The 26,734-nt window shown below is 65.0% G+C and carries 22 protein-coding genes; 5 read left to right on the top strand and 17 right to left on the bottom strand.

Annotated features, from left to right (window positions below; genetic code table 11):
* Positions 1-31 precede the first annotated feature (31 nt).
* The 6 genes from AB4Y35_RS02135 to AB4Y35_RS02110 all read right to left on the bottom strand — a co-directional run bounded on the left by AB4Y35_RS02135 (position 32) and on the right by AB4Y35_RS02110 (position 6,237).
* Positions 32-751, bottom strand: coding sequence for an ABC transporter ATP-binding protein (locus AB4Y35_RS02135; protein ID WP_368693361.1), 720 nt, complete (start codon positions 749-751; stop codon positions 32-34).
* Positions 751-1,518, bottom strand: a complete 768-nt coding sequence (locus AB4Y35_RS02130) for an ABC transporter ATP-binding protein (RefSeq protein WP_368703154.1) — start codon at positions 1,516-1,518, stop codon at positions 751-753. The genes AB4Y35_RS02135 and AB4Y35_RS02130 overlap by 1 nt, the downstream gene beginning before the upstream one ends.
* Entirely contained in the window at positions 1,515-2,789 is a 1,275-nt protein-coding gene (locus AB4Y35_RS02125; protein WP_368703827.1) for a branched-chain amino acid ABC transporter permease, read from the bottom strand. Before AB4Y35_RS02125 ends, AB4Y35_RS02130 begins: the two co-directional genes overlap by 4 nt.
* Before the next feature lie 39 nt (positions 2,790-2,828).
* A complete protein-coding gene (locus AB4Y35_RS02120) occupies positions 2,829-3,776 on the bottom strand; it encodes a branched-chain amino acid ABC transporter permease (RefSeq protein WP_324159037.1) in 948 nt (315 codons plus the stop codon).
* Between the two features lie 40 nt (positions 3,777-3,816).
* The gene (locus AB4Y35_RS02115) at positions 3,817-5,061 is read right to left on the bottom strand and encodes a branched-chain amino acid ABC transporter substrate-binding protein (RefSeq protein ID WP_368703153.1); all 1,245 of its coding nucleotides are present in this window, start codon (positions 5,059-5,061) and stop codon (positions 3,817-3,819) included.
* Between the two features lie 204 nt (positions 5,062-5,265).
* The gene (locus tag AB4Y35_RS02110; RefSeq protein ID WP_368703152.1) at positions 5,266-6,237 is read right to left on the bottom strand and encodes a helix-turn-helix domain-containing protein; all 972 of its coding nucleotides are present in this window, start codon (positions 6,235-6,237) and stop codon (positions 5,266-5,268) included.
* A gap of 99 nt (positions 6,238-6,336) precedes the next feature.
* Here AB4Y35_RS02110 and AB4Y35_RS02105 point away from each other — a divergent pair, with 99 nt between their 5' ends.
* A complete protein-coding gene (locus AB4Y35_RS02105; protein WP_368703151.1) occupies positions 6,337-7,581 on the top strand; it encodes a DUF1479 domain-containing protein in 1,245 nt (414 codons plus the stop codon).
* Between the two features lie 7 nt (positions 7,582-7,588).
* Here the strand turns inward: AB4Y35_RS02105 and AB4Y35_RS02100 are convergent, their stop codons facing one another.
* Both AB4Y35_RS02100 and AB4Y35_RS02095 read right to left on the bottom strand, forming a co-directional pair.
* On the bottom strand, positions 7,589-9,325 hold the full coding sequence (locus tag AB4Y35_RS02100; protein ID WP_368703150.1) for an ATP-binding protein: 1,737 nt from the start codon (positions 9,323-9,325) through the stop codon (positions 7,589-7,591).
* 176 nt (positions 9,326-9,501) lie between these two features.
* Complete coding sequence (locus AB4Y35_RS02095; protein WP_368703149.1) at positions 9,502-9,837, bottom strand: response regulator; 336 nt, start codon at positions 9,835-9,837, stop codon at positions 9,502-9,504.
* A 333-nt stretch (positions 9,838-10,170) separates the two neighbouring features.
* Between AB4Y35_RS02095 and AB4Y35_RS02090 the strand changes: the two genes are divergently transcribed.
* A complete protein-coding gene (locus AB4Y35_RS02090) occupies positions 10,171-10,446 on the top strand; it encodes a hypothetical protein (protein WP_368703148.1) in 276 nt (91 codons plus the stop codon).
* A 6-nt stretch (positions 10,447-10,452) separates the two neighbouring features.
* Here the strand turns inward: AB4Y35_RS02090 and AB4Y35_RS02085 are convergent, their stop codons facing one another.
* Complete coding sequence (locus AB4Y35_RS02085; RefSeq protein WP_368703147.1) at positions 10,453-13,503, bottom strand: FAD-binding and (Fe-S)-binding domain-containing protein; 3,051 nt, start codon at positions 13,501-13,503, stop codon at positions 10,453-10,455.
* A 115-nt stretch (positions 13,504-13,618) separates the two neighbouring features.
* Between AB4Y35_RS02085 and AB4Y35_RS02080 the strand changes: the two genes are divergently transcribed.
* The 3 genes from AB4Y35_RS02080 (at position 13,619) to AB4Y35_RS02070 (ending at position 16,971) form a co-directional block, all read left to right on the top strand.
* Positions 13,619-14,536 carry a LysR substrate-binding domain-containing protein gene (locus AB4Y35_RS02080; RefSeq protein ID WP_368703146.1) on the top strand — a complete coding sequence of 306 codons (918 nt, stop codon included), beginning with the start codon at positions 13,619-13,621 and terminating at the stop codon, positions 14,534-14,536.
* A gap of 170 nt (positions 14,537-14,706) precedes the next feature.
* Positions 14,707-16,008, top strand: a complete 1,302-nt coding sequence (locus AB4Y35_RS02075) for a cation:dicarboxylase symporter family transporter (protein ID WP_368703145.1) — start codon at positions 14,707-14,709, stop codon at positions 16,006-16,008.
* A 60-nt stretch (positions 16,009-16,068) separates the two neighbouring features.
* A complete protein-coding gene (locus AB4Y35_RS02070; RefSeq protein WP_368703144.1) occupies positions 16,069-16,971 on the top strand; it encodes a DUF1932 domain-containing protein in 903 nt (300 codons plus the stop codon).
* 7 nt (positions 16,972-16,978) lie between these two features.
* Here AB4Y35_RS02070 and AB4Y35_RS02065 read toward each other — a convergent pair whose 3' ends face one another.
* The 8 genes from AB4Y35_RS02065 to AB4Y35_RS02030 all read right to left on the bottom strand — a co-directional run bounded on the left by AB4Y35_RS02065 (position 16,979) and on the right by AB4Y35_RS02030 (position 26,542).
* The gene (locus AB4Y35_RS02065; RefSeq protein ID WP_368703143.1) at positions 16,979-18,322 is read right to left on the bottom strand and encodes an MFS transporter; all 1,344 of its coding nucleotides are present in this window, start codon (positions 18,320-18,322) and stop codon (positions 16,979-16,981) included.
* Positions 18,323-18,659: 337 nt separating this feature from the next.
* Entirely contained in the window at positions 18,660-19,529 is an 870-nt protein-coding gene (locus tag AB4Y35_RS02060; protein ID WP_133183800.1) for an alpha/beta fold hydrolase, read from the bottom strand.
* Positions 19,530-19,594: 65 nt separating this feature from the next.
* On the bottom strand, positions 19,595-20,842 hold the full coding sequence (gene mhpT, locus AB4Y35_RS02055; RefSeq protein ID WP_368703142.1) for a 3-(3-hydroxy-phenyl)propionate transporter MhpT: 1,248 nt from the start codon (positions 20,840-20,842) through the stop codon (positions 19,595-19,597).
* Positions 20,843-20,936: 94 nt separating this feature from the next.
* Complete coding sequence (dmpG, locus tag AB4Y35_RS02050; protein ID WP_368703141.1) at positions 20,937-21,962, bottom strand: 4-hydroxy-2-oxovalerate aldolase; 1,026 nt, start codon at positions 21,960-21,962, stop codon at positions 20,937-20,939.
* Positions 21,963-21,966: 4 nt separating this feature from the next.
* Entirely contained in the window at positions 21,967-22,914 is a 948-nt protein-coding gene (locus tag AB4Y35_RS02045; protein ID WP_368703140.1) for an acetaldehyde dehydrogenase (acetylating), read from the bottom strand.
* Between the two features lie 13 nt (positions 22,915-22,927).
* Complete coding sequence (gene mhpD, locus AB4Y35_RS02040; RefSeq protein ID WP_368703139.1) at positions 22,928-23,716, bottom strand: 2-keto-4-pentenoate hydratase; 789 nt, start codon at positions 23,714-23,716, stop codon at positions 22,928-22,930.
* 28 nt (positions 23,717-23,744) lie between these two features.
* Positions 23,745-24,689 carry a 3-carboxyethylcatechol 2,3-dioxygenase gene (locus AB4Y35_RS02035; protein WP_368703138.1) on the bottom strand — a complete coding sequence of 315 codons (945 nt, stop codon included), beginning with the start codon at positions 24,687-24,689 and terminating at the stop codon, positions 23,745-23,747.
* A gap of 2 nt (positions 24,690-24,691) precedes the next feature.
* On the bottom strand, positions 24,692-26,542 hold the full coding sequence (locus AB4Y35_RS02030; RefSeq protein WP_368703137.1) for a bifunctional 3-(3-hydroxy-phenyl)propionate/3-hydroxycinnamic acid hydroxylase: 1,851 nt from the start codon (positions 26,540-26,542) through the stop codon (positions 24,692-24,694).
* Between the last annotated feature and the right edge of the window lie 192 nt (positions 26,543-26,734).

The following is a 26,734-nucleotide window of genomic DNA, read 5'->3' as shown; positions in this document are numbered from 1 at the left end:
CATTGCTTCGGCAGGGCGAACGAACGAAGTCCTACACCTCCAGCCATTCCTGGCGGACGCGCGCATCGGCCTTCAACTGCTGCGGCGTCCCCTCGAACACGATCTGCCCGTGCCCCATGACGTACACGCGCTGCGAGATATCGAGCGCGATGGCTTGCTTCTGCTCGACGAGCAGCACCGAAATGCCGCGCGCCTTCAGCGTCTTCAGATACTCGCCCACCTGCGCGACGACGAGCGGCGCGAGCCCTTCGGTCGGCTCGTCGATGATGATGAGGTCGGGGTCGCCCATGAGCGTGCGGCACAGCGTCAGCATCTGCTGCTCGCCGCCGGACAGCAGGCCCGCGGGCGTGTCCTCGCGCTCCTTCAGGCGCGGGAACATCCGGTACATGTCGTCGAACTGCCAGCGCGGCTTCTGGCGCGAACGGTTGCGCTTTTCGCCGAGCATCAGGTTCTGCCGCACGGTGAGCGTCGGGAAGATATCGCGGTTCTCCGGCACGTAGCCGATGCCCCGGTGCGCGACCTCGAAGGTGCGCAGTCCGCGCACTTCCTCGCCGCGCAGCAGAATCTGCCCCTCGCACCGCACGAGCCCCATGATGGCTTTGGCCAGCGTCGAGCGGCCCACGCCGTTGCGCCCGAGCAAGGCGACGATCTCGCCCTCGCCCACCTGCATTTCGACGCCGTGCAGGATATGGCTCTTGCCGTAGTACGCGTGCAGGTCGCGCACCTGGAGCATGGAATTCGCGGTCGCCATCAATGTGCACCTGCGGGTTCGTCCAGCGTGGTGCCCAGATAGGCTTCCTTCACGCGGCGGTTGTTACGGATGGCTTGCGGCGTGTCCGTGGCGATCACTTCGCCGTACACGAGCACCGAAATGCGGTCGGCGAGGCCGAAGACGACGCTCATGTCGTGCTCGACCATCACCAGCGTCTTGCCGACGGTGACCCGGCGAATCAGTTCCACCGCGTGATCCGACTCCGAGCGGCTCATGCCTGCCGTAGGTTCGTCGAGCAGGATCACCTCGGCGCCGCCCGCAATCGTGATGCCGATTTCGAGCGCGCGCTGCTCGGCGTAAGTCAGCAGCCCGGCAAGCGTGTCGTGGCGGCCCTGCAGGCCGATCAGCTCGAGCACTTCGTCGGCGCGCTCGCGCGCGTCGCGCAATTGCTCGAGGCGATGCCAGAACGAATACCGGTAGCCGAGCGACCACAACACGGAGCAGCGCAAATTCTCGAACACCGAAAGGCGATGAAAAATGTTCGTCACCTGAAAGCTGCGCGAGAGCCCCATGCGGTTGATCTTGTACGGCGGCAGGCCGCCGATCTCGACGCCATTGAGTTTGACCGTGCCGGAACTCGGCGCCATGCGTCCCGAAATCAGGTTGAACGTCGTCGACTTGCCCGCGCCGTTGGGACCGATCAGCGCGTGACGCTCGCCCTGCGCGATATTGAGGTCGACACCGCGAATGATCTCGGTGCGCCCGAAATTCTTGCGCACGTCACGCAACTCCAGTGCGGCCGTCATACGTTGCCCCCTGCGATTTCCCGTTGCACGCCATCCCACGCGTCGCGCACCCGCGCGGCCGCGAGGCGTCCCGCCTGCGCGCCCAGCGCCCACAGCACCGCCGCGACGGCCCAGGGCTTCCACGACGCGGCATCGAAGTGCAGGCCGAAGAACGCCATGGCCGTGCCGTTGTCGCTATCGATCTGCACCTTGTAGACGAGTTCGACCGTCAGCACGAGCGCAGCCAGCAAGATCAGCGCGGCGCCCAGCGCGGCCGCATAGGAAGGCAGCATGCGGTGCAGCTTGCGCGCCGCAATCAGAGGGACCTGCTTCATCAGCAGGCTCGACACGCCGCCTGGCACGAACATCACCACCAGCACGAAGAAGAGGCCGAGGTACAGCAACCATGCCGGCGTGAGATTGGACAGCGCGACCGCAAACAGCACGAACAGGATCGAACCGATGATCGGCCCGAAGAAGGATGCGCCGCCGCCGATAAACGTCGCGAGCAGCACGCCGCCGGACTGCGCGGCGCCGACGTTCTCGGCCGTCACGATCTCGAAGTCGATCACGGAGAGGCCGCCCGCTATGCCGGCGAAGAATGCCGAGAGGACCATCACGAAAAAGCGCACGCGCTGCGTGTTGTACCCGACGAATTCCGCACGCTCGGGATTGTCGCGCACGGCATTGGCGATGCGGCCGAGCGGTGTCTGCGTCCATGCGTACATGGCGATCATCGACACGAGGCACCATACCGCGATCAGGTAGTACACCTGAATCGCCGGTCCGTAGGTGATGCCGAGCACCGCATGGCCAACCGTGCGATTGGTCGGCACCCCGCCTTCGCCGCCGAAAAACCCGGGAAACATCAGCGAACTCGCCGCCACCATTTCGCCGATGCCGAGCGTGATCATCGCAAAGGTGGTGCCCGACTTGCGCGTGGTCACGTAGCCGAACAGCACGCCGAACAGCATGCCCCCGAGCCCGCCGACCAGCGGCAGCAGCGAAACGGGCAACGGGAAATGGTTCGCGCCGATCTGGTTGAGCACATGCGCCGCCACGAATGCGCCGAGCCCGGAGTACACCGCGTGCCCGAACGAGAGCATGCCGGTCTGCCCGAGCAGCATGTTGTACGAGAGCGCGAAGATGATCATGATGCCCATCTGCGAAAGCAGCGCGATCGCGAAGCCGCTGGAAAACACGAGCGGCAGCACGAGCATGATGAGCACCGTGGCGCCCCAGATGATCCAGCGCAGCGAATGCGCGGACTGCCGCCATCCGTGGCGTTGCATGGCCGAACCGGCGCTGGCCTGAATGAGCGGTTTCATCGGTCAGCCCTCCCGCTTGCCGAGCAAGCCGCGCGGTCGCAGGATCATCATGAGCACCATGAGCAGATAAGGCAGAATCGGCGCGACCTGCGAGACCGGCATGCGCAACAGCGACGAGAGCGTCGTGCTGTCGGTTACCGTCACGCCAACGAGTGAAAACAGATCGGAAAGCGAGGCATCGATCGTGACGGCGAAGGTCTGCATGATGCCGATCAGCAGCGAGGCGATGAACGCGCCCGGCAGCGAGCCCATGCCGCCCACCACGGCGATCACGAACACGATGGTGCCGACCGACTCGGCCATCGAGGGCGAGGTGACGAACGCATTGCCGCCGATCACGCCCGCGAGGCCCGCCAGCGCGGCGCCGCCGCCGAACACCAGCATGAACACGCGCTGCACGTTGTGCCCGAGCGCCTCGACCATTTCCGGATGCGTGAGCGACGCCTGAATGACGAGGCCGATGCGCGTGCGCGTCAGCACCAGATACAGCGCCGCGAGCATGGCGATCGAGATGAGCATCATAAAGGCGCGATACTTCGGAAACTCCGACGTGTACACCTTGAACAGCGCCCCGTTCAGTTCGGGCGGAATGGCGTACGGCACCGCAGCCAGTCCCCAGACCAGCTTGACGCCCTCCACGATCAGATACGACAAGCCGAAGGTGAACAGCAATTCCGCCACGTGCCCGAACTTGTGCACGGTGCGCAAGCCAAAACGCTCGACGAGCGCGCCGACACACGCCACGAGCACCGGCGCCGCCACGAGCGCGGGCCAGAAACCGATCTTGCTCGCTATGGTGTAGGCAAAGTAGGCCCCGAGCATGTAAAAGCTGGCGTGCGCGAAGTTGAGCACGCCCATCATGCTGAAGATCAAGGTGAGGCCCGAGGAAAGCATGAACAGCAGCAACCCGTAGCCGATGCCGTTCAACAGAGAGATGGTCAGGAATTCCACTGCCCGATGATCCTTGTGAAGTGTCGTAGCGAGAGCACGTTCAGCCCGGGCGCTTCATCTGGCAAGTGGTCGGCTGCGTTGCCGCGGTCGGCCCGAGTTGGACGTCGGTGCGCCAGCCATAGCCGGTGTTCTCCTGGTCGTACTTTACCGTTTTGCCGTCCGCCTTGGTCCATGTCGCGATCACGAGCGACTGCTGCGCCTGGTGATCGGCAGCGCGCATCGCCACGGGACCGTTCATGCCGTCGACCGTCATGCCCTCCATGGCCTTGGCCACCTTGACGGGATCGCTCGACTTCGTCGCGCTTATCGCCTTGCTCAGCATTTCGATGGCGGCATAGGCCGTCGCCAGGTAGTAGTCGTCGTTGTACTTCTTCTTGTAGCCCTCGATGATCTGCCCAACCACCGGCGGGTTGTTCGCCGTGTTCGGGCCGAACACGCCCACGTACTTCACATGGTCGGCGCCGGACGCGCCCATGGCCGTCGGCACGCCGGTCGTGCCCGCGTAATAGGTATAGAAGTTGGCCGTCACACCGGCGTCCTTGCTCGCCTTCACGAGCAATGCGAGGTCGCTGCCCCAGTTGCCCGTGATCACCGTGTCGGCGCCGGACGCCTTGATCTTGGTGGCGTAAGGCGAGAAGTCCTTCACGCGCGCGAGCGGATGAAAATCGTCGCCGACGATCACGATATCCGGGCGCTTGCTCTTCAGGTCCTCGCGCGCCACGCGCGAGACGTCGTGGCCAAACGAGTAGTCCTGATCGATGAGGTAGACCTTCTTGATGTCCTTGTCGCGCGCGAGGAACGTGGTGAGCGCATCCATCTTCATGTCGGCGTTGGCGTCGAAGCGGAAGTGCCAGTAGTCGCACTTCGCGTTGGTCATGGCCGGGTCCACCGCCGCGTAGTTCAAGTAGACGATTTCCTTGCCCGGATTGCGCGAGTTGTACTTGGCGACCGCATCCTCCAGCGCGAGGCCGACCGACGAGCCGTTGCCCTGCACGATATAGCGGATGCCCTGGTCGGCGGCCTGGTTCAGCAGGGTCAGGCTTTCCTGCGGCGACAGCTTGTTGTCGAATCCGACCACCTCGAACTTCGTGCCGTTTGCCCAGTTGTGCTCGTTGGCGTATTCGGCCGTGTATTGCCAGCTGTGCAGCTGATTCGTTCCGAGTGACGCCATCAGGCCGGACAGCGGATCGATGAAGGCAATCTTGACCGTCTGCGCCTGCGCGGCCCCTCCTGACAACGCCGACGATACCACCGCACCAACCAGCAACGAGCGCAACATCCTCATGGACTGTCTCCTTTGTTTGGGCATTGCTTATCGAGCGTGAATTTTCTGTCCGACCGTGCGATTTTTCGTTATATCACCACATTCCAGACGCTAATAACAGCACTCCAGGGAAATCGCTGACGCGAGCCGGCATAGCGAGTCATTGCGACTGGCTTACGGTTCGCCTGGGTCCACTTGCGACGAGTCAACCGCGCATTCGGGACCTCAGGCCCGGCGCAAGCGGGGCTTGCCGCCCGCGGTCCGCCGGGCAGGCTCGAGAGAAGGCGAGCGCTCGGTCAGGGACGGCGCAGCGTGATCCTCGTCATGCTCTGCGCCCTTGAATTGCTGCCGGTAGGCCACGGGCGTCAACGCTTTCGTGGCCTTGAACTGCCGGTTGAAATTCGCGGCGTTGGGGAACCCCGAGCGGGTGGCGACCACCGAGATGGGCATCTGCGTGTCGGTCAACAGCCGGCAGGCATGGCCGATTCGCACCCGCGCGAGGTACTGCCCTACGCTTTCGCCCGTGTGCTGCACGAAATGCCGCGTCAGTGTGCGTTCGGACAGACCTGCGGCTTTGGCGAGCGTCGAAAGCCGCAAGGGCTGCGAGAACTGCGTTTCGATCAGCGCGAGCACCCGGTTCAGCTGCTCGGGCTCGTAGCCCGACGACGCGCCAACGCGGCCTTCGAACGCGCTGGGCGTCGCCAACTGGGTAGCCGGCAAGTCGGTCAGCCAGACGAGGATCTCCAGCACGGCAGCCAGGCGCCCGCGCGGGTCTGCCGACAAGAGACGGTCCAGATAGCCGCGCATCTGCGCGCCGGCGCCTTCCTCGAAGACCAGTCCGCAGGCCGCACGCCGCAGCAGGTTGCGCAGGTTCGCGTATTCCGGGCACACGTCGGCGAGGCGCTGCACCCAGCTGCCTTCGAACCAGATGACGATGGCAACCTGAGAGTCCGCCGGGTCGATCGAGCGATTGGACGACCAGGTGTGCGGCATGTCCGGCGGGACCAGGACGAGATCGTCGGCGCCATAAGCGGTGACCGAATCGCCGATATAGCGCTTGCCCTGGCTGTTCATCGTCAGCGTGAGTTCGTATTCCGGGTGGTGATGCCACTCGAACGGAATGCGCGGCAAGCGCCGGTGGTAAACCCGCACCGAACATCTGCTGCCGAAGTCGACGTGCTCGTACGCTGCTTTCATGGCCGAAACTACAAAAAGATTGACCCGATAATATCACCGGCCAGGACTGTGCCGGCGTACGCTGCCATCATTCGAAATCACCAGGGTGGAGACAAGGACATGGCTTTGCATATCGACGACCTGCCCGCGGCTATCCGCAAGGCCAAGCAGGAACTGCGGGAAGAACTGCCCAATTACCAGGCCGTGTTCGCCGAAGTCGAAGCGGCCATGCACGAAGAGGCGCATCGCATTGCCCAGCTTCGCGACCGGGGTGAGCCGGTCATCCCCGAAATCGCCTTCGCGGACATCGTCGGCAACCGCGTGAGCGCGGAGCAGATCGCACGCGTGAAGGCGCGCGGCGCGTGTGTCATCCGCAAGGTCTTCGACCGCTCGCTCGTGGAGCAGTGGGACAACGAGATTGCCGACTACGTCGAGCGCAACGATCTCGACCGCAAGCTGCTGCATCGCGCCGAAGACAAATACTTCGGCCAGCTGGCCTCGAGCAAGCCGCAGATCTACGGCGTCTACTGGTCGAAGCCGCAAGTGCTGGCGCGCCAGTCGCCGGAGCTCACCCAGGCGCGCGTGTTCCTGAACCGGCTGTGGCGCACCGAGAGCGAAGGCCGCGTGCATTTCGACCCGGATCACGTGCCGGTTTATGCAGACCGGCTGCGCCGCCGGCCGCCCGGCTCCGAATCGCTGGGGCTTTCCGCGCACTGCGACGGCGGATCGGTCGAGCGCTGGATCGAAGCGAACTTCCGCAAGGTCTACCGTCACGTGTTCTCCGGAAACTGGCGCGACTATGACGCGTTCGATGCGGCGTGGCGCACCGCCGTCGAAGAGATTCCGTCGCCCGCTGTCTGCTCGATGTTCCGCACGTTTCAGGGTTGGACGGCGCTCACGCAGCAAGGCCCCGGCGACGGCACGCTGCAGCTCGTGCCCATTGCGAACGCGATGGTCTACATCCTGCTGCGCGCGCTGCAGGACGATATTGCCGACGACGACCTGTGCGGCGCGATGCCGGGCCGGGCGCTCTCGATCAAGCCGGAGTATCACGCGCCGCTTTTCCACGCGCTTTCGTCGATTCCCCTGATGCAGCCTGGCGACACCGTCTTCTGGCATAGCGACGTGATTCATGCCGTGGAGGACGCGCATCGCGGCAAGGGCTACAGCAACGTGATGTACATCGCTTCGGCGCCGTCCTGCGCCAAGAACGATGCGTATCTCGCGCGGCAGCTACCGAGCTTCCTCGAAGGCAAGAGTCCGCCGGACTTCCCGACGGATCATTTCGAAGTCGATTTCGTCGGGCGTGCAACGGTGGAAGACCTGACGCCGCTCGGACGCGCGCAGATCGGGCTGAAGCCCTGACCTTGCGTCAGTCGGTCTTGTTCAGCGCATTGCGCACCGCAACGGCAAGCTCGTCGTATCGATAAGGCTTGCTAATCAGCGCGACACCTTCGTCGAGCTTGCCGTCGTGGAAAATGACGTCGCGCGTATAGCCGGAGGCAAACAGGACCTCGGCGTAATACGGCGGCCCGCTCGCAATGCGAGCCAGTTCGCTGCTTCGCACCGTGCCCGGCGTCACGACATCCGTGAACAACAGGTCGAAACGCTGGCCGCTCTGGATCAGCTTGAGCGCGCTTTCGCCGTCTTGCGCGGAGAGCACCTTATAGCCGAGCTGGGCCAGCATCTCGATCGCGGCAATGCGAACGTCGGCATCGTCTTCGACGACGAGAATGGTCTCGCCGCCTCGCTCCTGTCTCGCAACGGTCGGCTTGTAAGCGTCGTATTCCGCTTCCAGGCTGCGCGGGAAATAGAGGTTGACGGTCGTGCCCTGGCCTTCCGCGCTTTCAATGAAAACGTGGCCCGAACTCTGCGCCACGAACCCGTGCACCATGCTCAAGCCCAGTCCCGTTCCCTGGCCCTCGGCTTTCGTGGTGAAGAACGGCTCGAACACGCGCGCCTTCACGTGGTCGGGCATGCCGCTGCCCGAGTCCGTCACGCGCAGGCGCACATATTCGCCCGCCGGCACGCCATCGCGGCGCGCCAGTTCGTCGTTGCTTGCATCGATGTTCGCGAGACAAACGCCGATGCGTCCGGGTCCGTCTATCGCGTCGCGCGAGTTGATGACCAGATTCAACAGCGCACTTTCCAGCTGGCTTCGGTCGGCACAAATATTCCAGCTCTCCTGCGCGGGCACGATGGCGAGTTCGATCGTCTCCGGCAACGTGCGGTGAAGCATCTCGGCGATGCCTTCGACCAGCCGGAAGGGGTTCAGAACGGCCGGCGCGAGCGGTTGCCTGCGTGCGAAGGCCAGCAGTTGCGCGGCGAGTTTCGCGCCGCGCGACACCGCGTTGCTGACCGCAGCCACGCGCCGCTCGAGTGCGGCGTTGCCTCGCGTCGAAAGCTCGATGAGCTGCAGGTTGGCGGAGATGACCTGCAGGACGTTGTTGAAGTCGTGCGCCACGCCGCCCGTGAGACTGCCGATCGCCTCCAGCTTTTGCGCCTGACGCAGCCGCTCCTCCATCGCCACACGCGCCCCTACTTCCTCGGCGACGCGCTGCTCCAGTGTCTGGGTCAGTTGCAGCAGCGCGTCTTCGGCCACCTTGCGCTGCCTTTCCGCGAGGATCTTCGCGGTCGTTTCGAACACGATGGCGATGACGCCCGCGGGCCGCTCGTCGTCTTCGAAAACCGGGCTGTAGCTCAGGTCCAGCCAGACGTCTTCGGCATGACCTTCGCGATACAGCACGAGCTGCTTGTCCTGGTAGGCCAGCGTTCCGCCCGCGAGGCACGTATCGACGACATTGCGGTTGAACGCCGCCACCTCTGGCCAGCCGGTTTCGACCGGCTTGCCGAGCAGGAACGGATGCCGGCTGCCCGCGAAAACCGCGTAGCCGTCGTTGTAGACCATCGTGCCTTCGCGGCCCCAAAGCATGACGAGCGGAGATGGCGAGGCGAGCAGCATGTTGATCGCGGCGACGAGGCTCGCCGACCACGTTTCGCGCGGGCCGAGCGCTGTGTCGCTCCAGTCGAATGCGGCGATGCGCTCCGCCATTTCGCCCGGCGAGCGGCTGGAGGGGCGCTCGATCGGCGGTGGAACTTCCTTGTTCATGACGCGACCCGGCTCCCAGGAGACGCTGCTGGAGATCGAAAGACGATGTTCGTGGAGATTAGTGGCTGCGCACGAGCGAGACGGGGTGCGCAATTCCCGTTCCGGCTGCCGGCGGGAGCCGGCAAGACCGCCGCGGCAGGCAACCGGCGCCGAAGCGGCAGCCGGTCAGAGCGGCGTCACAGGCAGGCGAGCAGGTCTTCGAGCCGCACCGGTTTCATCAGACATTTGTCGAAACCGGCTGCCGCCGCCCTGGCCGTGATATCCGGGTCGGCGTGTCCCGATAGCAGGACGTACCGGGTATGCGACAGCGCGGGGTTGAGCCGAAGCTGGCTCACCAGGTCGCCGCCGCTCATGTCGGGAAGCTTCCAGTCCACGAGGGCAAGCTCGGGAAGGAACGACCCGGCGACGAGCAGGGCCTCTTGTCCATCGGCGGCGCATCGGGCTTGATGACCTTCGAACTCGAGGAGCGCCGCGAGCGCATCTGCGACGTCGCGGTTGTCATCGACTAGCAAGATTCGTTTTGGCATCGGGCACAAAAAGCTGGCTGGAGAGCGGGTGCGACACAGGCAGAACCCGCACCGCGGTTCGCCTTCGAGTGTACCCGGATTCCGCCAACGGCAAACGCCCGCGTCACCTCACGCCAGGGGTCGGAGTCCATCCAGCATGCTGCATCACGCACAATTCATCGGTGTACTGATCAATCTGCCTTGCACAGCAGCAACGCGGCAAGCGCTTAACTCGTTGTTACCAATCTCGCAGCACCGTTGCACCTGTGTCAGGGGACGGCGCCTAGACTCGGAGCCGTGCTCATCAAGAACGCACGCAGCGTGCGAAGGAGTGGCGATATGAAGAGGACGATTCTCGGCCTGGTCCTGGGCGCAACGGCGTTGGCGGCTTCGACCGCTGCATTGGCCCACGTGGATGTGGCTGTGGGCGTCGGCATGCCAGGCGCGGCCTATGCGCCGGTTCCCGTCCAGACCGACTGGCGAGGCGACGACGACTGGCGCGCGCGGCGTTGGCGGGAACACGAATGGCGCGAGCACGAACGTCGCGAGCATGAATGGCGCGAGCGGCAGTGGCGTGAACGCGAATGGCACGACCGGGGCCGCTGGAACTACTGACCCGGATCAGCGCAGGGCGTCCAGCAGCGCCTGAACGGGGTGGCGCAACGGCCGCCCGCGCAGGCGCTTCACCTGGCAGCGGCATGAATAGCCCGTGGCGAGCAGTTCATCCTCCCCCTGCGTCGAGGTCGATGCCGCATCGACATGTCGCGCCCACGATTGTTCGAAGATCGCTTCCGAGGTCGCGCGATTGCGCGCCTCGTGGCCGTAAGTGCCCGACATGCCGCAGCAACCGCCGGCCGGCGTCGCGAGCGCCAGGCCGGCCGCCGCGAAGACGTCTTTCCACAAGAGCGCGGCAGCGCTCGCGTTGGTGCGCTCGGTACAATGCGGCAGCAGCCTGAACGAGCCGGACGCACGCGGCGTCGTTGCACGCGTGCGCAAGGCGCCGATCAGCCACTCCTGTGGCAACTGAACGTCGGGCAAGGCTTCGATGCCTTCCACCTTGCGATACTCCTGGCGGTACACGAGCGTCATGGCCGGATCGATGCCCACCAGCGGCACACCCGTTCTGGCAAGCGCGGCCAGTTGCGCCGCATTGCGCCGCGCGGCCCGGCGAAACTGCGGCAGAAACCCCTGCACGTGCAGCGGCTTGCCGTTCGGCAGATAAGGCGCGACGAAGACCTTGAACCCGAGCCGCGCGGCGAGTTCCAGAAACGCGGCGGCGACCGGCGTTTCAAAGTAGCGCGTGAACGCGTCCTGCACCACGATTACGCTGCGCTGGCGCTCGGCAACGCCGAGCTTCGAGAGGCGTTCGGGGGTTGCGACTTCCGCTCCCGAGCGGCGCAGCGCGCCACGCCACGACACCGGGCTCAACAACGGGCTATCGACAAGTCCCAGGCAGCGCGCAAGCAGGGACTTGACGGGACCCGCGCCCATCACCGCGTTGTAGACGCTTCTCGCTCCAGGCAGCGCCGCTACGCGCGGCACCGTGAACTCGAGCGCGCCGATCAAGTAGTCGCGCAGCGGCCGCAAATAGCGCGTGTGATACAGCTCCAGAAAGCGGGCGCGAAACTCTGGCACGCTCACCTTCACGGGGCACTGCCCCACGCATGACTTGCATGAGAGGCAACCCGCCATGGCGTCGTACACCTCATGCGAGAAGTCTTGTTCGCCCTGGCGTTTGCGCAGGCTATTGACCATGCGCACCGGCAACGCCGCCGCAGCTGGCACAGCAGTGAGATCCGCTCCGGCATCCTGTTGCCGGCGCAGCCACTCGCGCATCAGCGAAGCCCGGCCCTTCGGCGAATGCACGCGCTCGCGCGTGGCCTTCCACGACGGACACATGGCGTCGTTCGGGTCGAAGTTGTAGCAGGCGCCGTTGCCGTTGCAGTGAACGGCGTCGGCATTGGCCTGCCAGACGCGCTCGTCGATGCGCCGGTCCAGTTCGCCGCGCAGCGTCGTCGCGTCGATCTTCAGCAGCGCCGCACTCGCCCCGGCCGGCGTGGCGATCTTGCCGGGATTGAGCTGATTGTGCGCGTCGAATGCCGCCTTGAGCCGCTGCAACGCGGGATACAAAGGCCCGAAGTACTCCGGCACGTACTCCGAGCGCACGCCCTTGCCATGCTCGCCCCATAGCAGGCCGCCATACTTCATCGTCAAGGCGGTCACGGCATCCGAAATGGGGCGCACGAGCGCGGCCTCGTCGGGATTGCGCATGTCGAGCGCGGGGCGCACGTGCAGCACGCCGGCATCGACGTGGCCGAACATGCCGTAGCGCAAGCCAAAACCATCGAGCAGCGCCCGAAACTCCGCAATATAGTCGGCGAGATTTTCGGGCGGCACGGCCGTGTCTTCCACGAAGGGCTGCGGGCGGCTCGCACCGCGGGCGTTGCCCAGCAGGCCCACCGCACGCTTGCGCATCGCATAGACGCGATGGATCGCCGCCTCGCCTTCGGCGATCGTATGTCCCAGGCGCCTGACGCTCGCATCGGCACGCAGGTGCTCGACGAACGCCGCCACGCGCGCGCGCAAGTCGTCCGCATCGTCGCCGCTGAATTCGACCATGTTGATGCCGCTCGCACCGCCTTCGACGCCTTCGTCGGCGGGGAAATAGTCGGCCACGCTTTGCCAGACGCTATCCTCGCGCGCCAGCCGCAGCACCGTGGAGTCCACGGTCTCGATCGAGAGCGGACGATGGGCCATCAACGCGCGCGCGTCGCGCAGGGCATCCATGAAACCCTCGTAGCGGATATTGACGAGCGCGGCGTGCTTCGGAACCGGCAGCACGTTCAGCGTCGCCTCGACGATAAAGCCGAGCGTGCCCTCCGAGCCGCACAGCACACTGTTGATGTCGAAGCGTCCCTCGCCGTCACGCAAATGGGCGAGGTCGTAACCCGTCAGGCAGCGGTTCAGCTCGGGAAAGCGCTCGCGTATCAGGCCGGCTTCGCGCTCGCAGATGTCGCGCGCGGCGCGGAACACTTCGCCGACCTTGTCCTTGCGCGCACAGAACGCCCTGAGTGCGGGCTCATCGACCGGCGCGCTCGACAGGCGCTCACCGCCAACGAGGACCGTTTCCAGCGCGAGCACGTGGTCGCGCGTTTTCCCGTAGGTGCAGCTGCCCTGCCCGCTCGCATCCGTGCTGATCATGCCGCCGATGGTCGCGCGGTTCGACGTCGACAGCTCCGGCGCGAAAAAGAGTCCGTGCCGCTTCAGTTCGGCATTGAGCTGGTCCTTGACGACACCGGCCTCCACCCTGGCCGTGCGCGCAACGGGATCGATTTCGAGGATCCGGTTCATGTGCCTCGACATATCGACGACGATGCCTTCGGTCAGCGACTGCCCGTTCGTGCCCGTGCCGCCGCCCCGCGCCGCGACTGCCACGCCGCGAAACGCCTCGCGCCCGAGCAGCGCCGCGAGGCGTACGACGTCCTGCGCATGGCGCGGAAACACCGCCGCCTGCGGATAGCGCTGGTAGATCGAATTGTCCGTGGCCAGCACCGTGCGCGTCGCGTGAGTCGCATCCACCTCGCCTTCGAAACCCGACCTCTCCAATTCATGCAAAAATTGACGGATCAGCGGGTTGCTGAATTCGCCGATGGCAAGCGGGGCAATTGTCATATCGTTCTCGAAGTCTCGCCGTGGGCACATGATTCCCTTACTGGCAGGGCATTGTCGCGTCCCCGGCCGGCACCGGGCAAACGTATATTCGTTGGGTTGATCATGAGGTTTATGAATGAATTTCCGCAAGCTCACGCCTTCCATGTCGCTGCTGCTCGCGTTCGAGGCGTCCGCGCGGCATGAGAGCTTCACGCGTGCCGCCGAGGAGCTGTCGCTCACGCAGAGCGCCGTGAGCCGCCAGGTGCAGGCGCTCGAAGCGATGCTCGATCTCGCGCTCTTCACGCGCGAGGGCAAGCGCATCATCCCCACGGATATCGGCCGCGCCTATATGGCCGAGATCTCTCATGCGCTTACGCTGATCCGCAGCGCGACGCTGCAGGCGCTCACGTCGAACGCGCCAAAAACGCAGCTGCGCGTCGCGACCCTGCCGACGTTCGGAGCCAAGTGGCTGCTGCCGCGCCTACACCGCTTCTATCAGGCGCACCCCGATTTGCAGATCGATCTCGACTCGCGCATCGAGGCCGCCGATTTTTCGACCCAGGACCTCGACGCTGCCATCGTGGTGGGCGACGGCCGCTGGCCGGGTGTGACGGCGCACCGGCTCTACGCGGAAGAACTGGTGCTGGTCGGCAACCCGGCCGCGTTGCCGCTCGCGCGAAAATCGCGGCGCAGGGCCGCCGCGCCGACCATCGACTCCCTCGAAGGGCTCACGCTGCTGCGGGTGCGCAGCTTTCCCGACGCATGGCGCGAATGGTGCGCGCACTTCGGTCTGCCGCACGACGCGCTGCGGCCGGGCCCGAGTTTCGAGCTGACCTCGCATTTGATCCAGGCAGTCGTGGCCGGTATCGGCGTAGGCCTCGTGCCGCGCATGCTGGTGGAAGACGAATTGCGGGAAAACCGGCTTCTCAGCCCGTTCGAAGCGGTGCCGAGCTCGCGCTCGTATTACCTCGTCTACCCTGAGCGTGCTCAACGCCATCCCGTGCTGGTGGCGTTTCGCGACTGGCTGCTGGAGGAGCTCGGCGGGCAGCCGTGACGTCAAGGTTGCATCCGCAAGGGGATGCGGAATGAAAATTGCTGTACAGCCACCCTCGCATTTCGGTCTCTCCAATAAGAAAAGCAGATGGCTTATTTAGCGTTTCGCAAAGCCTGAATATCCGCCTCCCCCTCCATAATTCCGTATGAATAATCACAGCGGAGGAGACAGTGAGGCTGTTGCGCAAGCTGTACATCCAGGTTTTGATTGCCATCGCGCTGGCTATTGCATTCGGCCTGCTCGCGCCGCACGAGGCCGTGAAAGTGAGGCCGCTTGGAGAGAGCTTCATTGCTCTGCTCAAGATGATGCTCGGGCCCATCATCTTCTGCACCGTCGTGCATGGCGTTGGGCACATCAAGGACTTCAAACGCCTTGGACGGCTCGGCGTGAAAACGCTGCTCTATTTCGAAGTGGTCAGCACGCTCGCCATGCTGACCGGCTTTGCGGTCGTCAATCTCGTGCGGCCCGGCGACGGGCTCCACGCGCGCTCGCTGAGCGCCGGTGAAGGTGCCGCAGCGGCGATCAAGGCGGGCACGAGCGGCGACTTCTCGTTCACGCACTTTCTCACCTCCATCATTCCGCATACGCTCGTTTCGGCGTTCGTCAGCGGCGACATTCTTCCCGTGCTGTTCGTTTCGCTGCTCGCGGGCTTCGCGCTCGCCACCTGCGCGAAACCCGACTGGGTCATATTCCGCTTGATCGAGGAAGCGCAAACGGTCGTCTTCAAGATGCTCGGCTTCATCATGCGGCTCTCGCCACTGGGCGCGTTCGGCGCCATGGCGGCGGCCGTGGGCAGCTACGGCAGCGTCACGCTGCTGTTCCTGCTGCGCTACGTGCTCACCTATTACGCCAGCACGCTGTGCTTCGTGTTCATCGTGCTCGGCGTCGTGGCCGGCCTGGCGGGATTCTCGATCTTCAGAATCCTTTCGCTCATCAAGGAAGAAGCGATTCTCGCGATGGGGACGGCCGCCAGCGAAGTCGCGTTTCCGAGGCTCGTCAGCAAGCTCGAACAGGCGGGCTGCGACGAGGTCGTGGTGGGCTTCGTGCTGCCGGCGGGCTATAGCTTCAACATCGACGGCGCGTGCCTCTACATGGCCTGCGGCGTCGGCTTCATCGCGCAGGCGACCGATACGCCCTTGAGCCTCTCGCAGCAACTCGCGCTGCTCGCGGTGATGATGCTCACGTCCAAGGGCGGTGCGGGCGCGGCGGGCGGCGCGCTCGTCAAGCTCGCGGCGACGATCCAGACCTCACGCGCGCTGCCGCTTGCGGGCGTGGGCCTGCTGTTCGGCATCGACCGCGTTCTCGCCATTGCGACTTCCACGACCAATGTGATCGGCAATTCGGTGGCCGTGCTCGTTTTGTCGAAATGGGAAAGAATGTTCGACAAGCAAAAATTCGACACCCACATGAACCGGCGTCTCGCGGCCCCGGTCGAGTCGCCGCCGGTTCAGGCGAGTGAACCTCGCGTGTGAGCCTGGCGCGCTGGTCTCTTCGCTTGTCTCTTCATCAACGTCATCGAGAGCGATTCAAACATGGAACAGCAAAACCAGCAGCCGGTCACACGCGTTGCGATCATCGGCTTCGGCGAAGTGGGCCCTATTTTTGCGCAGGCATTGGCGCATGCCGGGCTGCACGTTTCGACGTACGACATCAAGCTGCAGGAAAGCGCGACGCGCGAGACGATCCTCAAACGCGCGCGCGAAAGCGGCGCTCAGGTAGCCGACGATCTCGCTTCTGCGCTACAGGGCGCGCAACTCGTGTTTTCCGCCGTTACGGCGAGCCAGGCCGAAGCCGTGGCGAGCGCGTGCGCACCGCATTTGCTGGCCGGCCAGACGTTCATCGATCTCAACTCCGTCTCGCCCGCCGTCAAGCAGCGCAACAGCCAGGCCGTGGAGCGCGTGGGCGCCGACTACGTGGAAGCCGCTGTCATGGCGCCCGTGCCGCCACAAGGCATACGCGTGCCGATGCTGCTGGGCGGGCGCGCGGCCGGACGCACTGCCGACGTGCTCAACGCGCTCGGCATGCGCGCGCAAGCCGTCGCCGCCGAAGTGGGACTCGCTTCCGCCATCAAGCTGTGCCGCAGCATCATGATCAAAGGCATGGAAGCGATGTGCGTGCAATCGATGCTCGCCGCGAAGCAGTTCGGCGTGGACGACCGCGTGCTGGCATCGCTTGCGGCCAGCTTCCCGGGCATGGGTTGGGACACGGGCTACGAGTCGTACCTGATCGGCCGCGTGGTCGAGCACGGACAGCGGCGCTCCGAGGAAATGCGCGAGGCGGCGGCCATGCTCGACGGCCTCGGCATGTCGAGCGAGCTGGCCAACGCCATTGCGAATGTTCAGCAGGCGCTGGCCGAGCGTGCCGCGCCGCTCGTCGACGCGCTCGACGAAAAGGGCAGGCTGCCGGCGTGGCGCACGCTGCTCGAGCCGGCCTGAGGCGCGCTCAGCGGCCGGCCTTCACCGCCGGCACACCGGCCACCAACGCCGCACCGCTCGCCACCAGCAGCGCCGCGAGCAGATACAGCGCGTTATCCATGCTGCCCGTATGCGTCTTGATGAGCCCGATTGCCCACGGGCTCACAATGCCGCTCGTAATGCCGATACTGCTGATGAGCGCGATGCCCGCCGCGGCGGCCTTGCCCGTGAGATACGCCGACGGCACTGCCCAGAAGATCGGCAGCGCGGCGAAGATCAGCACCGCGGCGATCGAAAGAATGGCCATCATCGCGGCGAAGCTCGCGAGATGCAGCGTGAGCAGCGCCAACGCAATGCCGCCGCCTACCGTGCACGCCGCGAAGTGCCAGCGCCGTTCGGCGCGCCGGTCCGAGCGGCGCGCGATCCACATGAGCCCCACGGCGCCCACCGCATTCGGAATGACCGTGTAGAGGCTGATCGCCAGCACGTCATGCACGCCGAAGTCGCGGATCATGAGCGGCATCCAGAAGTTCAGCGTGAGCGAGGCGCAGGTCAACGAGAAGTAGATGAACGCGAACAGATACACGCGCGGGTTGCGCAGCGCCGCCCCGAACGAACGCGTGGAATGCGGGTGATCGCCTTCGCCGTCGCGTTGCGCGAGGAGGTGGGCCTTTTCCGCATCGGTCAGCCAGCGCGCCTTCTCGGGCCCGTCCACGAGCCAGAACGCGGCCATGAGGCCGAGCAGCACGGCCGGCAGCCCTTCAATCAGGAACATCCAGCGCCAGCCAGCGAGTCCCGCCACGCCGGCCATGTCGCGCATGATCCAGCCCGAGATGAGGCCACCGAGCACGCCCGCCACCGCCACGCCCGCGAAGAAGATCGAGAACACGGCCGCGCGGCGCCGCGCCGGATACCAGTACGTGAGATAGAGCACGATACCGGGAAAGAAGCCCGCCTCGAACACGCCCAGCAAAAAGCGCAGCGCATAGAACTGCGTCGGGCTCGACACGAACATCATGCTGGTCGAGGCAATGCCCCACAGCAGCATGATGCGCGTGAAGGTGCGGCGCGCGCCGAAGCGCGCAAGCAGCATGTTGCTCGGCACTTCGCACAGCACGTAGCCCACGTAGAACACGGCCGCGCCGAGGCCGTACATCGCGTCGCTGAAGCCCAGGTCGTGCTTCATCTGCAACTGTGCGAAGCCGATGTTGATGCGGTCGAGGAACGAGACGACGTAGCAAACGAACAGGAACGGAATGACGCGCGCGGAAACTTTCCGGTAGAGCGCGTCGTCCTGCTGCGAGGGATGCGCGGACGTAGCGTACGCGCGCGCGGCTTCGGACCGGCGGTCCGGGGCAATCGATTGGGGCATCTGCCTGTCTCCAAACATGACTGCGGCTCACCCGGGCGGGCCCGGGCAGACCGTTGATGCGCGGCGTCTTGCGCGCCTTGCGCGGCTCGCCTGGACGCGTGGTTCGCGAGTCTCCAGGCAGTGACGCCGATCATAGGTGGGGCAGGTTTAATTTGTCAATGGCGAATCGTTTCGTTTTACGCTAATACGGGTTTGCCTTTAGGCAAACTTGCTGACGCTGCATTGATTCACGGTTTCGTCACACAAAAGCCGGTTTGCAGACGCAATGCACTCGCCCCAATTAAAAAGCGGCACACCGCGAGGTGCGCCGCTTCGTTACCGCCAGTGCTTTCGCGGTTTAGTGCTTCAGGAAGTCGATCACCATGCGGTTAAACGCTTCCGCGTGCTCCCATTGCGCCCAGTGACCGCAACGGTTGAACACGTGCAATTGCGCGTTCTGCATGCCCGCGAGCAAGCGCAAGCCGATATCCATCGGCACGAAGCGGTCATCGCGGCCCCAGATCACGAGCGTGGGCGCGGCGATTTCGCCAAGGCGCGGGCCGTAGTCGCTGAACTGCTTCGGGAAGGCCGCGAGGCTCTTCACGAAGTTTTCCAGGTGGTCGCGGCGCGCGAGCATGTTGTCGAGGCGCGTTTGCATCAGCTCGTCAGTGAGCGCGCTCGCGTCGTACACGAACACGTTCATCATGCGCTTGAGGTTCTCGATCGTCGGATCGCGATAGAGACCTTGCAGCAACTTGATGCCTTCGGTGGGCATCGGCATGAAGCTGCTCGGGCCGCCGGTGCCGCCGCCCATCAGCACGAGCTTGCCCACGCGTTGCGGGTTCGCCAGTGCGAACGCAACGGCGCTATGCCCGCCCATCGAATTGCCGAGAATATGCACGCGCTCGATGTCGAGCACGTCGAGCAGGCCCTTGAGCACGCGGCCGTTCAGGTCCGAGCGCGAGCTCGTGCAGACGATCGGATCGCTCTTGCTCCAGCCCGGGCAGTCCATCAGGATCACGCGGTAGCCGGCCGCGACGAGCGGTTCGACGTTGCGGTTGAAGTTGGCCCAGCCGCTCGCGCCCGGACCCGAGCCGTGCAGCATCACGACGGTTTCGGCGCCGGCGCCTGCGTCGTTGTAGTGAATCTGGAACTCGACGTCGCCGTCCTTCACGCGCGCGAACTTGCTCGTCGAGGCTTCGGTGATTGCTTGTGCCGTATCCGTCATGATGACCATCCTTTAAAACGTAATAACCCATGCGGAAGAAGGCGCATACCTTCTCCCCTTCACATTCATGCGCCCTGTGCGCCCAGCGCGCTGCGCTGCCTGAATGCACCCACCACGCTGAGCGCGGCAAGCGCCGCGATCACGACGAGCGGAATGCTCGAGCCCACCAGCATCGACGGGCTCTGGCCAAGTGCGAACAGCTGGCCCGCCACGAGCGGCCCGAGAATCGAACCCAGACGCCCCACGGCCACGGCCGCGCCCACACCCGTGCCGCGCACTTCCGTGGGGTACGCATGGCCCGCGAGTGCGTACAGCACCGACTGGCCACCCACGATAAAGAAGCCGCACAGCAGGCCGCCCACCGCCGTCGAACTCGCGCCGCCCGCGCTTGCGAGCACGGTGAGCGCCGCCACGATGCCGATGTACATGCCGATCACCGTGCCGCGGCGGCCGAAGCGATCCATGATCGTTGCGATCGCAACGGCGCCGATGCCGCCGCCGATGTTGAACAGCATCAGCACGAGATTCGACTGCACGCGCGTGAGGCCGCGTGCGAGCACCATCGAGGGCAGCCAGTTCATCAGGAAGTACAGCACGATCAAGGTGCCGAGGTAGCTGATCCACAGCGCAATCGTGGTGCGTGCGCGGCCTTCTTGCCAGAGCGCTTGTGTCACGCTCGGCGCGCCGGCCTGCGCGACCTTCGAAGCTTGCGCGGCGACGAACTGCTGCGACTCGCGCAGGAACAGGCCGAGCAGCGGCACCATCACGATCGGGCCGAGGCCGCCGACATAGAACACGTGGCGCCAGCTCGCGTCCCCCGTGCCGAGCATGCCGATGACGGCGGCAATCGCCGCGCCGAACGGCATGCCGCAGTACATCGCGCCCACAGCCGTGCTGCGCTGCTGCTCACCCGCCGCCTCCGAGCACAGCGCGATCAGGTTCGGCATGGCCGCGCCGAGACCGAGACCCGTGAGCAGACGCGCGACGAGCAGGCTTTCGAAATTCCACACCATGGTCGTGGCGAGCGAGAACAGCCCGAACAGCGCCACCGACCACATGAGCACGCGCTTGCGGCCAAAGCGGTCGGCAAGCCGCCCGCCCAGCGCCGCGCCCGGCAAGAGGCCGATCGCGCCGGCGCTGAACGCCCAGCCCATTTGCGCGACGGCGAGATGAAACTCCTTCGCCATGCGCGGTCCCGCTACGCCCGCCGATTGCAGGTCCAACCCTTCGAGCAGCGCAATCGCCAGACATAGGGCGATGGTTGCCTTGCTGCTCGTTCCACTTCCTCCAGCACTACTGTTTCGCGACGTCATAAAAAGTCTCCATATGTATATGCGAGCCGCTCTTTCCGGCGGCTATAAGTGGCAACGCCGCGCATCACCCAAAGGCGATGCGCGGCGCGCTTGATCAGGACTGCAATGCTTGCTGGCGCTTTTTCAGATCGAGCGCCACGTCGACGATCATGTCTTCCTGGCCGCCCACCATCCGGCGCTTGCCCAGTTCGACGAGGATGTCCACCGTCTTCAGGTCGTACTTCTTCGCGGCCACTTCGGAGTGGCGCAGGAAGCTCGAATACACCCCCGCATAGCCGAGTGCCAGCGTTTCGCGGTCCACGCGAACCGGGCGGTCCTGCAGCGGGCGCACGATGTCGTCGGCGGCGTCCATCAGCGTGTAGAGGTCGGTGCCGTGGTTCCAGCCCATGCGCTCCGCCGCGCCGATGAACACTTCGAGCGGCGCGTTGCCGGCACCCGCGCCCATGCCCGCGAGCGACGCATCGACGCGGTCGCAGCCTTCTTCCACCGCCACGATCGAGTTCGCCACGCCCAGCGAGAGATTGTGGTGCGCGTGCATGCCCGTCTGCGTTTCGGGTTTGAGCACCTGTTTGACGGCACGGAAGCGGTCGCGCACGTCGTTCATCGTGAGTGCGCCACCGGAATCGACCACGTAAATGCAGGTCGCGCCGTAGCTTTCCATCTTCTTCGCTTCGATGGCGAGGTTCTCCGGCGTGGTCATGTGGCTCATCATCAGGAAGCCCACGGTGTCCATGCCCAGTTCGCGCGCGTATTCGATGTGCTGCTTCGAAATGTCGGCTTCCGTGCAGTGCGTGGCCACGCGCACGATGCGCGCGCCAGCGTTGTACGCGGCCTTCAGGTCGTGAATCGTGCCGATGCCGGGCAGCAACAGCGTAGCAATCTGTGCGTGCTTGACCACGTCGGCCACCGCCTCGATCCATTCCAGGTCGCTGTGCGCGCCGAAGCCGTAGTTGAAGCTCGAACCTTGCAGGCCGTCGCCGTGCGCGACTTCGATGCTGTCCACCTTCGCCTTGTCCAGCGCGCGGGCGATGTCCTGCACGTTCTGGATCGAGTACTGATGGCGAATGGCGTGGCTGCCGTCGCGCAGCGTCACGTCGGAGATATAGAGTTTCTTGCTCATGGTCTTATCCCTCCACGCTCAGAAGCGTCTGCGCCATGCGTTCGGCGGTCGCGAGCGCGGCGGAAGTCATGATGTCGAGATTGCCTGCGTAAGCGGGCAAATAATGCGCGGCGCCTTCCACTTCGAGGAACACCGAAGTCTTCAGGCCGCTGAACTTGCCGAGGCCCGGAATATTCAAGGGCGCGTTCGCGGGAATCTCGTCGAACTGCACCTTCTGCTTGAGGCGATAGCCCGGCACGTAGGCGTGCACCTTCGCGACCATCTCCTCGATGGACTGCTCGACCTTCTCGCGGTCGGCCATTTCGGAAAGCGTATAAACCGTATCGCGCATCATGACCGGCGGTTCGGCCGGATTCAGCACGATGATGGCCTTGCCCTTGGCAGCGCCGCCCACCACTTCGATCGCCTTCGACGTCGTCTCAGTGAACTCGTCGATGTTGGCGCGCGTGCCAGGGCCCGCCGACTTGCTGCTGATCGACGCGACGATTTCGGCGTAGTGAACCTTCGCGACGCGGGAGACGGCCGCCACCATCGGGATCGTGGCCTGGCCGCCGCACGTCACCATGTTGACGTTGGGCGCGTCGATGTGTGCGTCGAGGTTCACGACCGGCACGCAGTACGGGCCGATGGCGGCGGGTGTGAGGTCGATCACGCGGATCGACGGCTTGAACGTGCGCAGCAGCGCGTCGTTCTTCACATGCGCGCCAGCGGAAGTCGCGTCGAACACGAAGTCGATGTCGTTGAACACCGGCAGGCGCGTGAGACCAACCACACCTTCGTGCGTGGTCGCCACGCCGAGGCGTGCGGCGCGTGCGAGACCATCGGAGTTGGGGTCGATGCCGACCATCGCCGCCATTTCCAGATGCTGGCTGTTGCGCATGATCTTGATCATCAGGTCCGTGCCGATGTTGCCGGAGCCGATGATCGCGGCCTTGAGTTTTTCGGAAGCCATATGAATTCCTGTGTCAGGCGGAGAAAGTCGCGCGAACGCTGCCGAGGCCTTCGATCTGCGCGGTGTACGTGCCGGGTTCCTTCACGGCGACCATCGGCCCGAGCGCGCCCGTGAGCACCACGTCGCCCGCACGCAGCGGCGTGCCGAGCTGGACCATGCGGTCGGCGAGCCACACGGCGGCGTTGAGCGGGTTGCCCAGGCACGCGGCGCCGTTGCCGCGCGAGAGCACTTCGCCGTCGCGCGAAAGCTCCATGGCGCAGGCGGTCAGGTCGATCTGCGAGAGCGGCACCGGGCGGCTGCCCACCACGAAGCGCGCGCTCGAGGCGTTGTCGGCCACCGTATCGACGAAGCGGATATCCCAGTTCTGGATGCGGCTGTCCACCACCTCGATGGCTGCCAGCGCATACGCGCTGGCGCGCAGGATATCGACGAAGGTGTGCTTTTCGAACGTGAGGTCGTGCTCCAGCACGAGCGCGATTTCCGCTTCCACCTTCGGCTGGATCAGTTGCGAAAGCGGAATCGCTTGCGCGTCGCCGTAAGCCATCGACGCGAACAACGCGCCGAAGTCAGGCTGATCGACGCCCAGCTGCTTCTGCACCGCAAGCGACGTGAGACCGATCTTGCGGCCCACGATGCGCTCGCCGGTCGCCACGCGCAGATCGACGTTGGCTTGCTGAACGGCGTAGGCGGTGGCGATATCGTCGATAGCGATCTCGCCGCGTACCGGCTCGATCACGTCGCGCGAGGCTTCGGCTTCGTAGAGGCGCGCGGCCAGCGCCGCGACGAGTTTCGAATCTGACATATTGATTCTCCGGAGTCCGTATGTTCTATCAAGCCGCGTCGGGCGTGGCGTGCATGGTGGCGAAACCCGCGATCCACTCGGGAATTTCGCGGTAGTAGTCGAGCGAAGCGCGATACGGGCCGTAAGCCGCCAGCGTGCCGAATGCAGCGACCCACGTGCGGATCTCGTGGGCCGATTTGCCGCCGTCACGCGTGATGGCCGCGTTGGTCATGCCGTCCACCGAAGTCAATTCACCCGACTCGAGGCGCGCGAGGAACGCGCGGTCCCATTCGGGGTTGAGCGGATGCAGATGGCTGTCGCCCGCCGTGAACGACTTCGCCGCGGCCACGGTGCGCGCCTGACGCGCGGCACGCGAATCGGCCGAGGGGTTGCGGCCTGCGATCAGACGTTCGGCCACTTCCGGCGTCGCGCCGAACAGTTCCGGCACCGGCGGTTCGTGCGAGATGCCGCCCGAGCCCACCACGAGCACACGCGTGTCGCTGCGCGAGAAGAAGCGGCCAATCGCATCGCCGAGCAGACGCGCGCGGCGCAGCGTCGCCATGGGCGGCGCCACGGAGTTGATGAAAACCGGGATCACCGGGTAACGATCAAGACCGCCTGTGAGCACTTCCAGCGCCTGCGCGCAGCCGTGATCGACTTGCATGCGGTACGAGAGCGCCGCGTCGATATCGGCGTCGAGCACGGTCTCGGCGAGCTTGTGCGCAAGCGCTTCGGGCACCGGCAGCGTACCGGCCATGCTCTTGAAGTCGCCGATGGCCTCGGCACGCGCGCCGATGCAGAACGGCGGCATCACGTCGTAGAAGAAGCCGTTGAAGTGATCCGGTGCGAACGCGACGATCACGTCCGGGTTGAAGGCTTCCACGCGTTCGCGCGCGGCGCGCCCTACACGTTCGACTTCCGCCACCACTTCAGGCAGCGGATCGAAATAGCCATGCAGCGGCGTATGCGACAGACATTCGAGGTGAATCGGCATGCTCATGCTCCTGCTGCGCGCGCAACGGCCACGCCGCGCACGGGACGGTTCTGCGGGGCAGCGGCGCTCGCCCCATGCAAGGCGGCTTCGGTCATGCCGAGCTTGCCCGCGAGTTCGACGATCGCGTCCGAGACCTGCTGCGGCGTGCACACGCCCGCGACGAAGCGGTCCGGGCGCAGCAGCACGACCGATTCGGGCAGACGGCTGAACCACTCCTTCAGGCGGCCCTGCACGTCGCCGAGCGCAAGCACGCCCTCGGGCACGTCGTCGGCGTATTCGAGTTGCACGTCCGGCTTCGCGAAGACGAAGCGCGCGCCCAGGCGCTCCCACTGCGCGCGAGCTTGCGGCGTGAGGCCGAAGGTCGGGTCCGCGCCCCAGGCCAGCACCGCAAAGCCATTGCCGATCGCGTCGTCGAGGCGCACCACGCGGCCATCGGCAAGACGCACGCGCGGCTGGATGAACATGCGGCCCACGGGCGAAGCCGCGAGCGGATCGCGGCCATATGCGAGGCGGCCGATCAGCGAGTCGCGCTTCTGGCTCATCAGGCCGAGCAGGCGGCCCGGCGCCCAGTTGCCCGAGCGTTCCAGCAGGCTTGCGAACCAGCCGCCTGTTTTTTGCGGCGGCGGCAGCAGCACGACACCCGCTTCATAACGCGGCATCGGCTTGAAGCGCATTTCCACGAAATAGCGCTTCACCGAGGGGAATACGTTCATGTAGCGCACGAACGTGTCGCGAAAGCGCGCGCCAAAGCGCGTGGTGGGCGCGAAGATATCGCCCGCCACTTCGGAGAGGTGGATCATCGAGCGCGCGTGCGCGCGGCGCTCCACGGTATAGCTGTCGAGCAGGCGGCCATCGGCCTGACCCTTCGCGACCATCGCGAGTTTCCATCCCAGGTTGTTCGCGTCGCGAATGCCGCTGTTGTAGCCCTGGCCCTGCCACACGGGCATGATGTGCGCAGCGTCGCCCGCGAGCAGAACGCGGTCCACGCGGAACGTTTCGGCGAGGCGCGCGTTGTGCGTGTACACCCGCTTGCGGATGTAGTCGACCTTGTCGGGGTCCGCCACCACCTTGCGGATCAGCGCGGCCATGTTCTCGGGCTTCGAGAGTTCTTCTTCCGTCTCGCCCGGCATCACCATGAATTCGAAGCGGCGAATGCCGTGCGGCAGCGCAGCCGACACATACGGGCGCTGATGATCGCAATGCATGTAGATGTGCGGCGAGCCGATGGGGTCGTTGCGCACGTCCACCACGATCCATTGATTCGGTTTCGTGCGGCCTTCGAAGGGCACGTTCAGCGCGCGGCGCACGAAGCTGTTGCCGCCGTCCGCACCCACCAGGTACGCTGCGCGGATCGTGCGGCGCTCGCCGTTCGCGTCGCTCACGTCGATCGTCACACCCTGAGCATCCTGCTCGAATGCGTTGACCGCGTGGCCGAACAACACGTCCACATGCTCGAAGCGCGCGAGCCCTTCATAGAGCACGCGGTCGGCGAGGGGCTGAATGAAGGCGTTGCGGCGCGGCCAGCCGAATTCGTCGGTGCGCGGCTCGATCGAGGCGAAGCAGTGGCCGTCCTTCGTGACGAAACGCATCCAGTGGTCGGGCGTGGTGTGCGGCAGCAGCGCATCGGCCAGACCGATGGACTGGAACACACGCAATGCTTCGTCATCCAGACCAATGGCGCGCGGGTAGTCGATGATCTGGTCGAGCTTCTCGACGAGCGTGACACGCACGCCTTGCAGGCCGAGAATATTGGCGATCATGAGGCCGACCGGACCCGCGCCGATGATGGCGACGTCGGTGGCAATCTGGCGAGGGCGGATGGTATCCGCCACCTGGGCGAGGGGGGTGTTCATGTGTCTCCTTCTCGCGCGGCTTATGGAGCCGCTGCGCATGCTGACAGGTGGTGCCTGAAAACGGATCACCCGGTTGGACGTTTTGTCACAGTGCGGTGAATGGAAGCGAGTCTAGGTTCCGCCCGATGTGCGCTCAACATTTTTAGAGAAATGTGCATAGAATGCACACAGTTGATTTTTAAGGCATTTTCG

The organism is Paraburkholderia sp. EG286A, from assembly GCF_040965375.1.
Taxonomy (GTDB): domain Bacteria; phylum Pseudomonadota; class Gammaproteobacteria; order Burkholderiales; family Burkholderiaceae; genus Paraburkholderia.
This window is presented reverse-complemented; position numbering and strand designations above follow the sequence as displayed.

What these genes read in the sequence shown, in the direction of transcription:
- AB4Y35_RS02135 (WP_368693361.1), bottom strand. Translation starts at nt 751, where the DNA reads ATGGCGACCGCGAATTCCATGCTCCAGGTGCGCGACCTGCACGCGTAC.
- AB4Y35_RS02130 (WP_368703154.1), bottom strand. Translation starts at nt 1,518, where the DNA reads ATGACGGCCGCACTGGAGTTGCGTGACGTGCGCAAGAATTTCGGGCGC.
- AB4Y35_RS02125 (WP_368703827.1), bottom strand. Translation starts at nt 2,789, where the DNA reads ATGCAACGCCACGGATGGCGGCAGTCCGCGCATTCGCTGCGCTGGATC.
- AB4Y35_RS02115 (WP_368703153.1), bottom strand. Translation starts at nt 5,061, where the DNA reads ATGAGGATGTTGCGCTCGTTGCTGGTTGGTGCGGTGGTATCGTCGGCG.
- AB4Y35_RS02110 (WP_368703152.1), bottom strand. Translation starts at nt 6,237, where the DNA reads ATGAAAGCAGCGTACGAGCACGTCGACTTCGGCAGCAGATGTTCGGTG.
- AB4Y35_RS02105 (WP_368703151.1), top strand. Translation starts at nt 6,337, where the DNA reads ATGGCTTTGCATATCGACGACCTGCCCGCGGCTATCCGCAAGGCCAAG.
- AB4Y35_RS02100 (WP_368703150.1), bottom strand. Translation starts at nt 9,325, where the DNA reads ATGAACAAGGAAGTTCCACCGCCGATCGAGCGCCCCTCCAGCCGCTCG.
- AB4Y35_RS02090 (WP_368703148.1), top strand. Translation starts at nt 10,171, where the DNA reads ATGAAGAGGACGATTCTCGGCCTGGTCCTGGGCGCAACGGCGTTGGCG.
- AB4Y35_RS02085 (WP_368703147.1), bottom strand. Translation starts at nt 13,503, where the DNA reads ATGACAATTGCCCCGCTTGCCATCGGCGAATTCAGCAACCCGCTGATC.
- AB4Y35_RS02080 (WP_368703146.1), top strand. Translation starts at nt 13,619, where the DNA reads ATGAATTTCCGCAAGCTCACGCCTTCCATGTCGCTGCTGCTCGCGTTC.
- AB4Y35_RS02070 (WP_368703144.1), top strand. Translation starts at nt 16,069, where the DNA reads ATGGAACAGCAAAACCAGCAGCCGGTCACACGCGTTGCGATCATCGGC.
- AB4Y35_RS02065 (WP_368703143.1), bottom strand. Translation starts at nt 18,322, where the DNA reads ATGCCCCAATCGATTGCCCCGGACCGCCGGTCCGAAGCCGCGCGCGCG.
- AB4Y35_RS02060 (WP_133183800.1), bottom strand. Translation starts at nt 19,529, where the DNA reads ATGACGGATACGGCACAAGCAATCACCGAAGCCTCGACGAGCAAGTTC.
- mhpT (WP_368703142.1), bottom strand. Translation starts at nt 20,842, where the DNA reads ATGACGTCGCGAAACAGTAGTGCTGGAGGAAGTGGAACGAGCAGCAAG.
- dmpG (WP_368703141.1), bottom strand. Translation starts at nt 21,962, where the DNA reads ATGAGCAAGAAACTCTATATCTCCGACGTGACGCTGCGCGACGGCAGC.
- AB4Y35_RS02045 (WP_368703140.1), bottom strand. Translation starts at nt 22,914, where the DNA reads ATGGCTTCCGAAAAACTCAAGGCCGCGATCATCGGCTCCGGCAACATC.
- mhpD (WP_368703139.1), bottom strand. Translation starts at nt 23,716, where the DNA reads ATGTCAGATTCGAAACTCGTCGCGGCGCTGGCCGCGCGCCTCTACGAA.
- AB4Y35_RS02035 (WP_368703138.1), bottom strand. Translation starts at nt 24,689, where the DNA reads ATGCCGATTCACCTCGAATGTCTGTCGCATACGCCGCTGCATGGCTAT.
- AB4Y35_RS02030 (WP_368703137.1), bottom strand. Translation starts at nt 26,542, where the DNA reads ATGAACACCCCCCTCGCCCAGGTGGCGGATACCATCCGCCCTCGCCAG.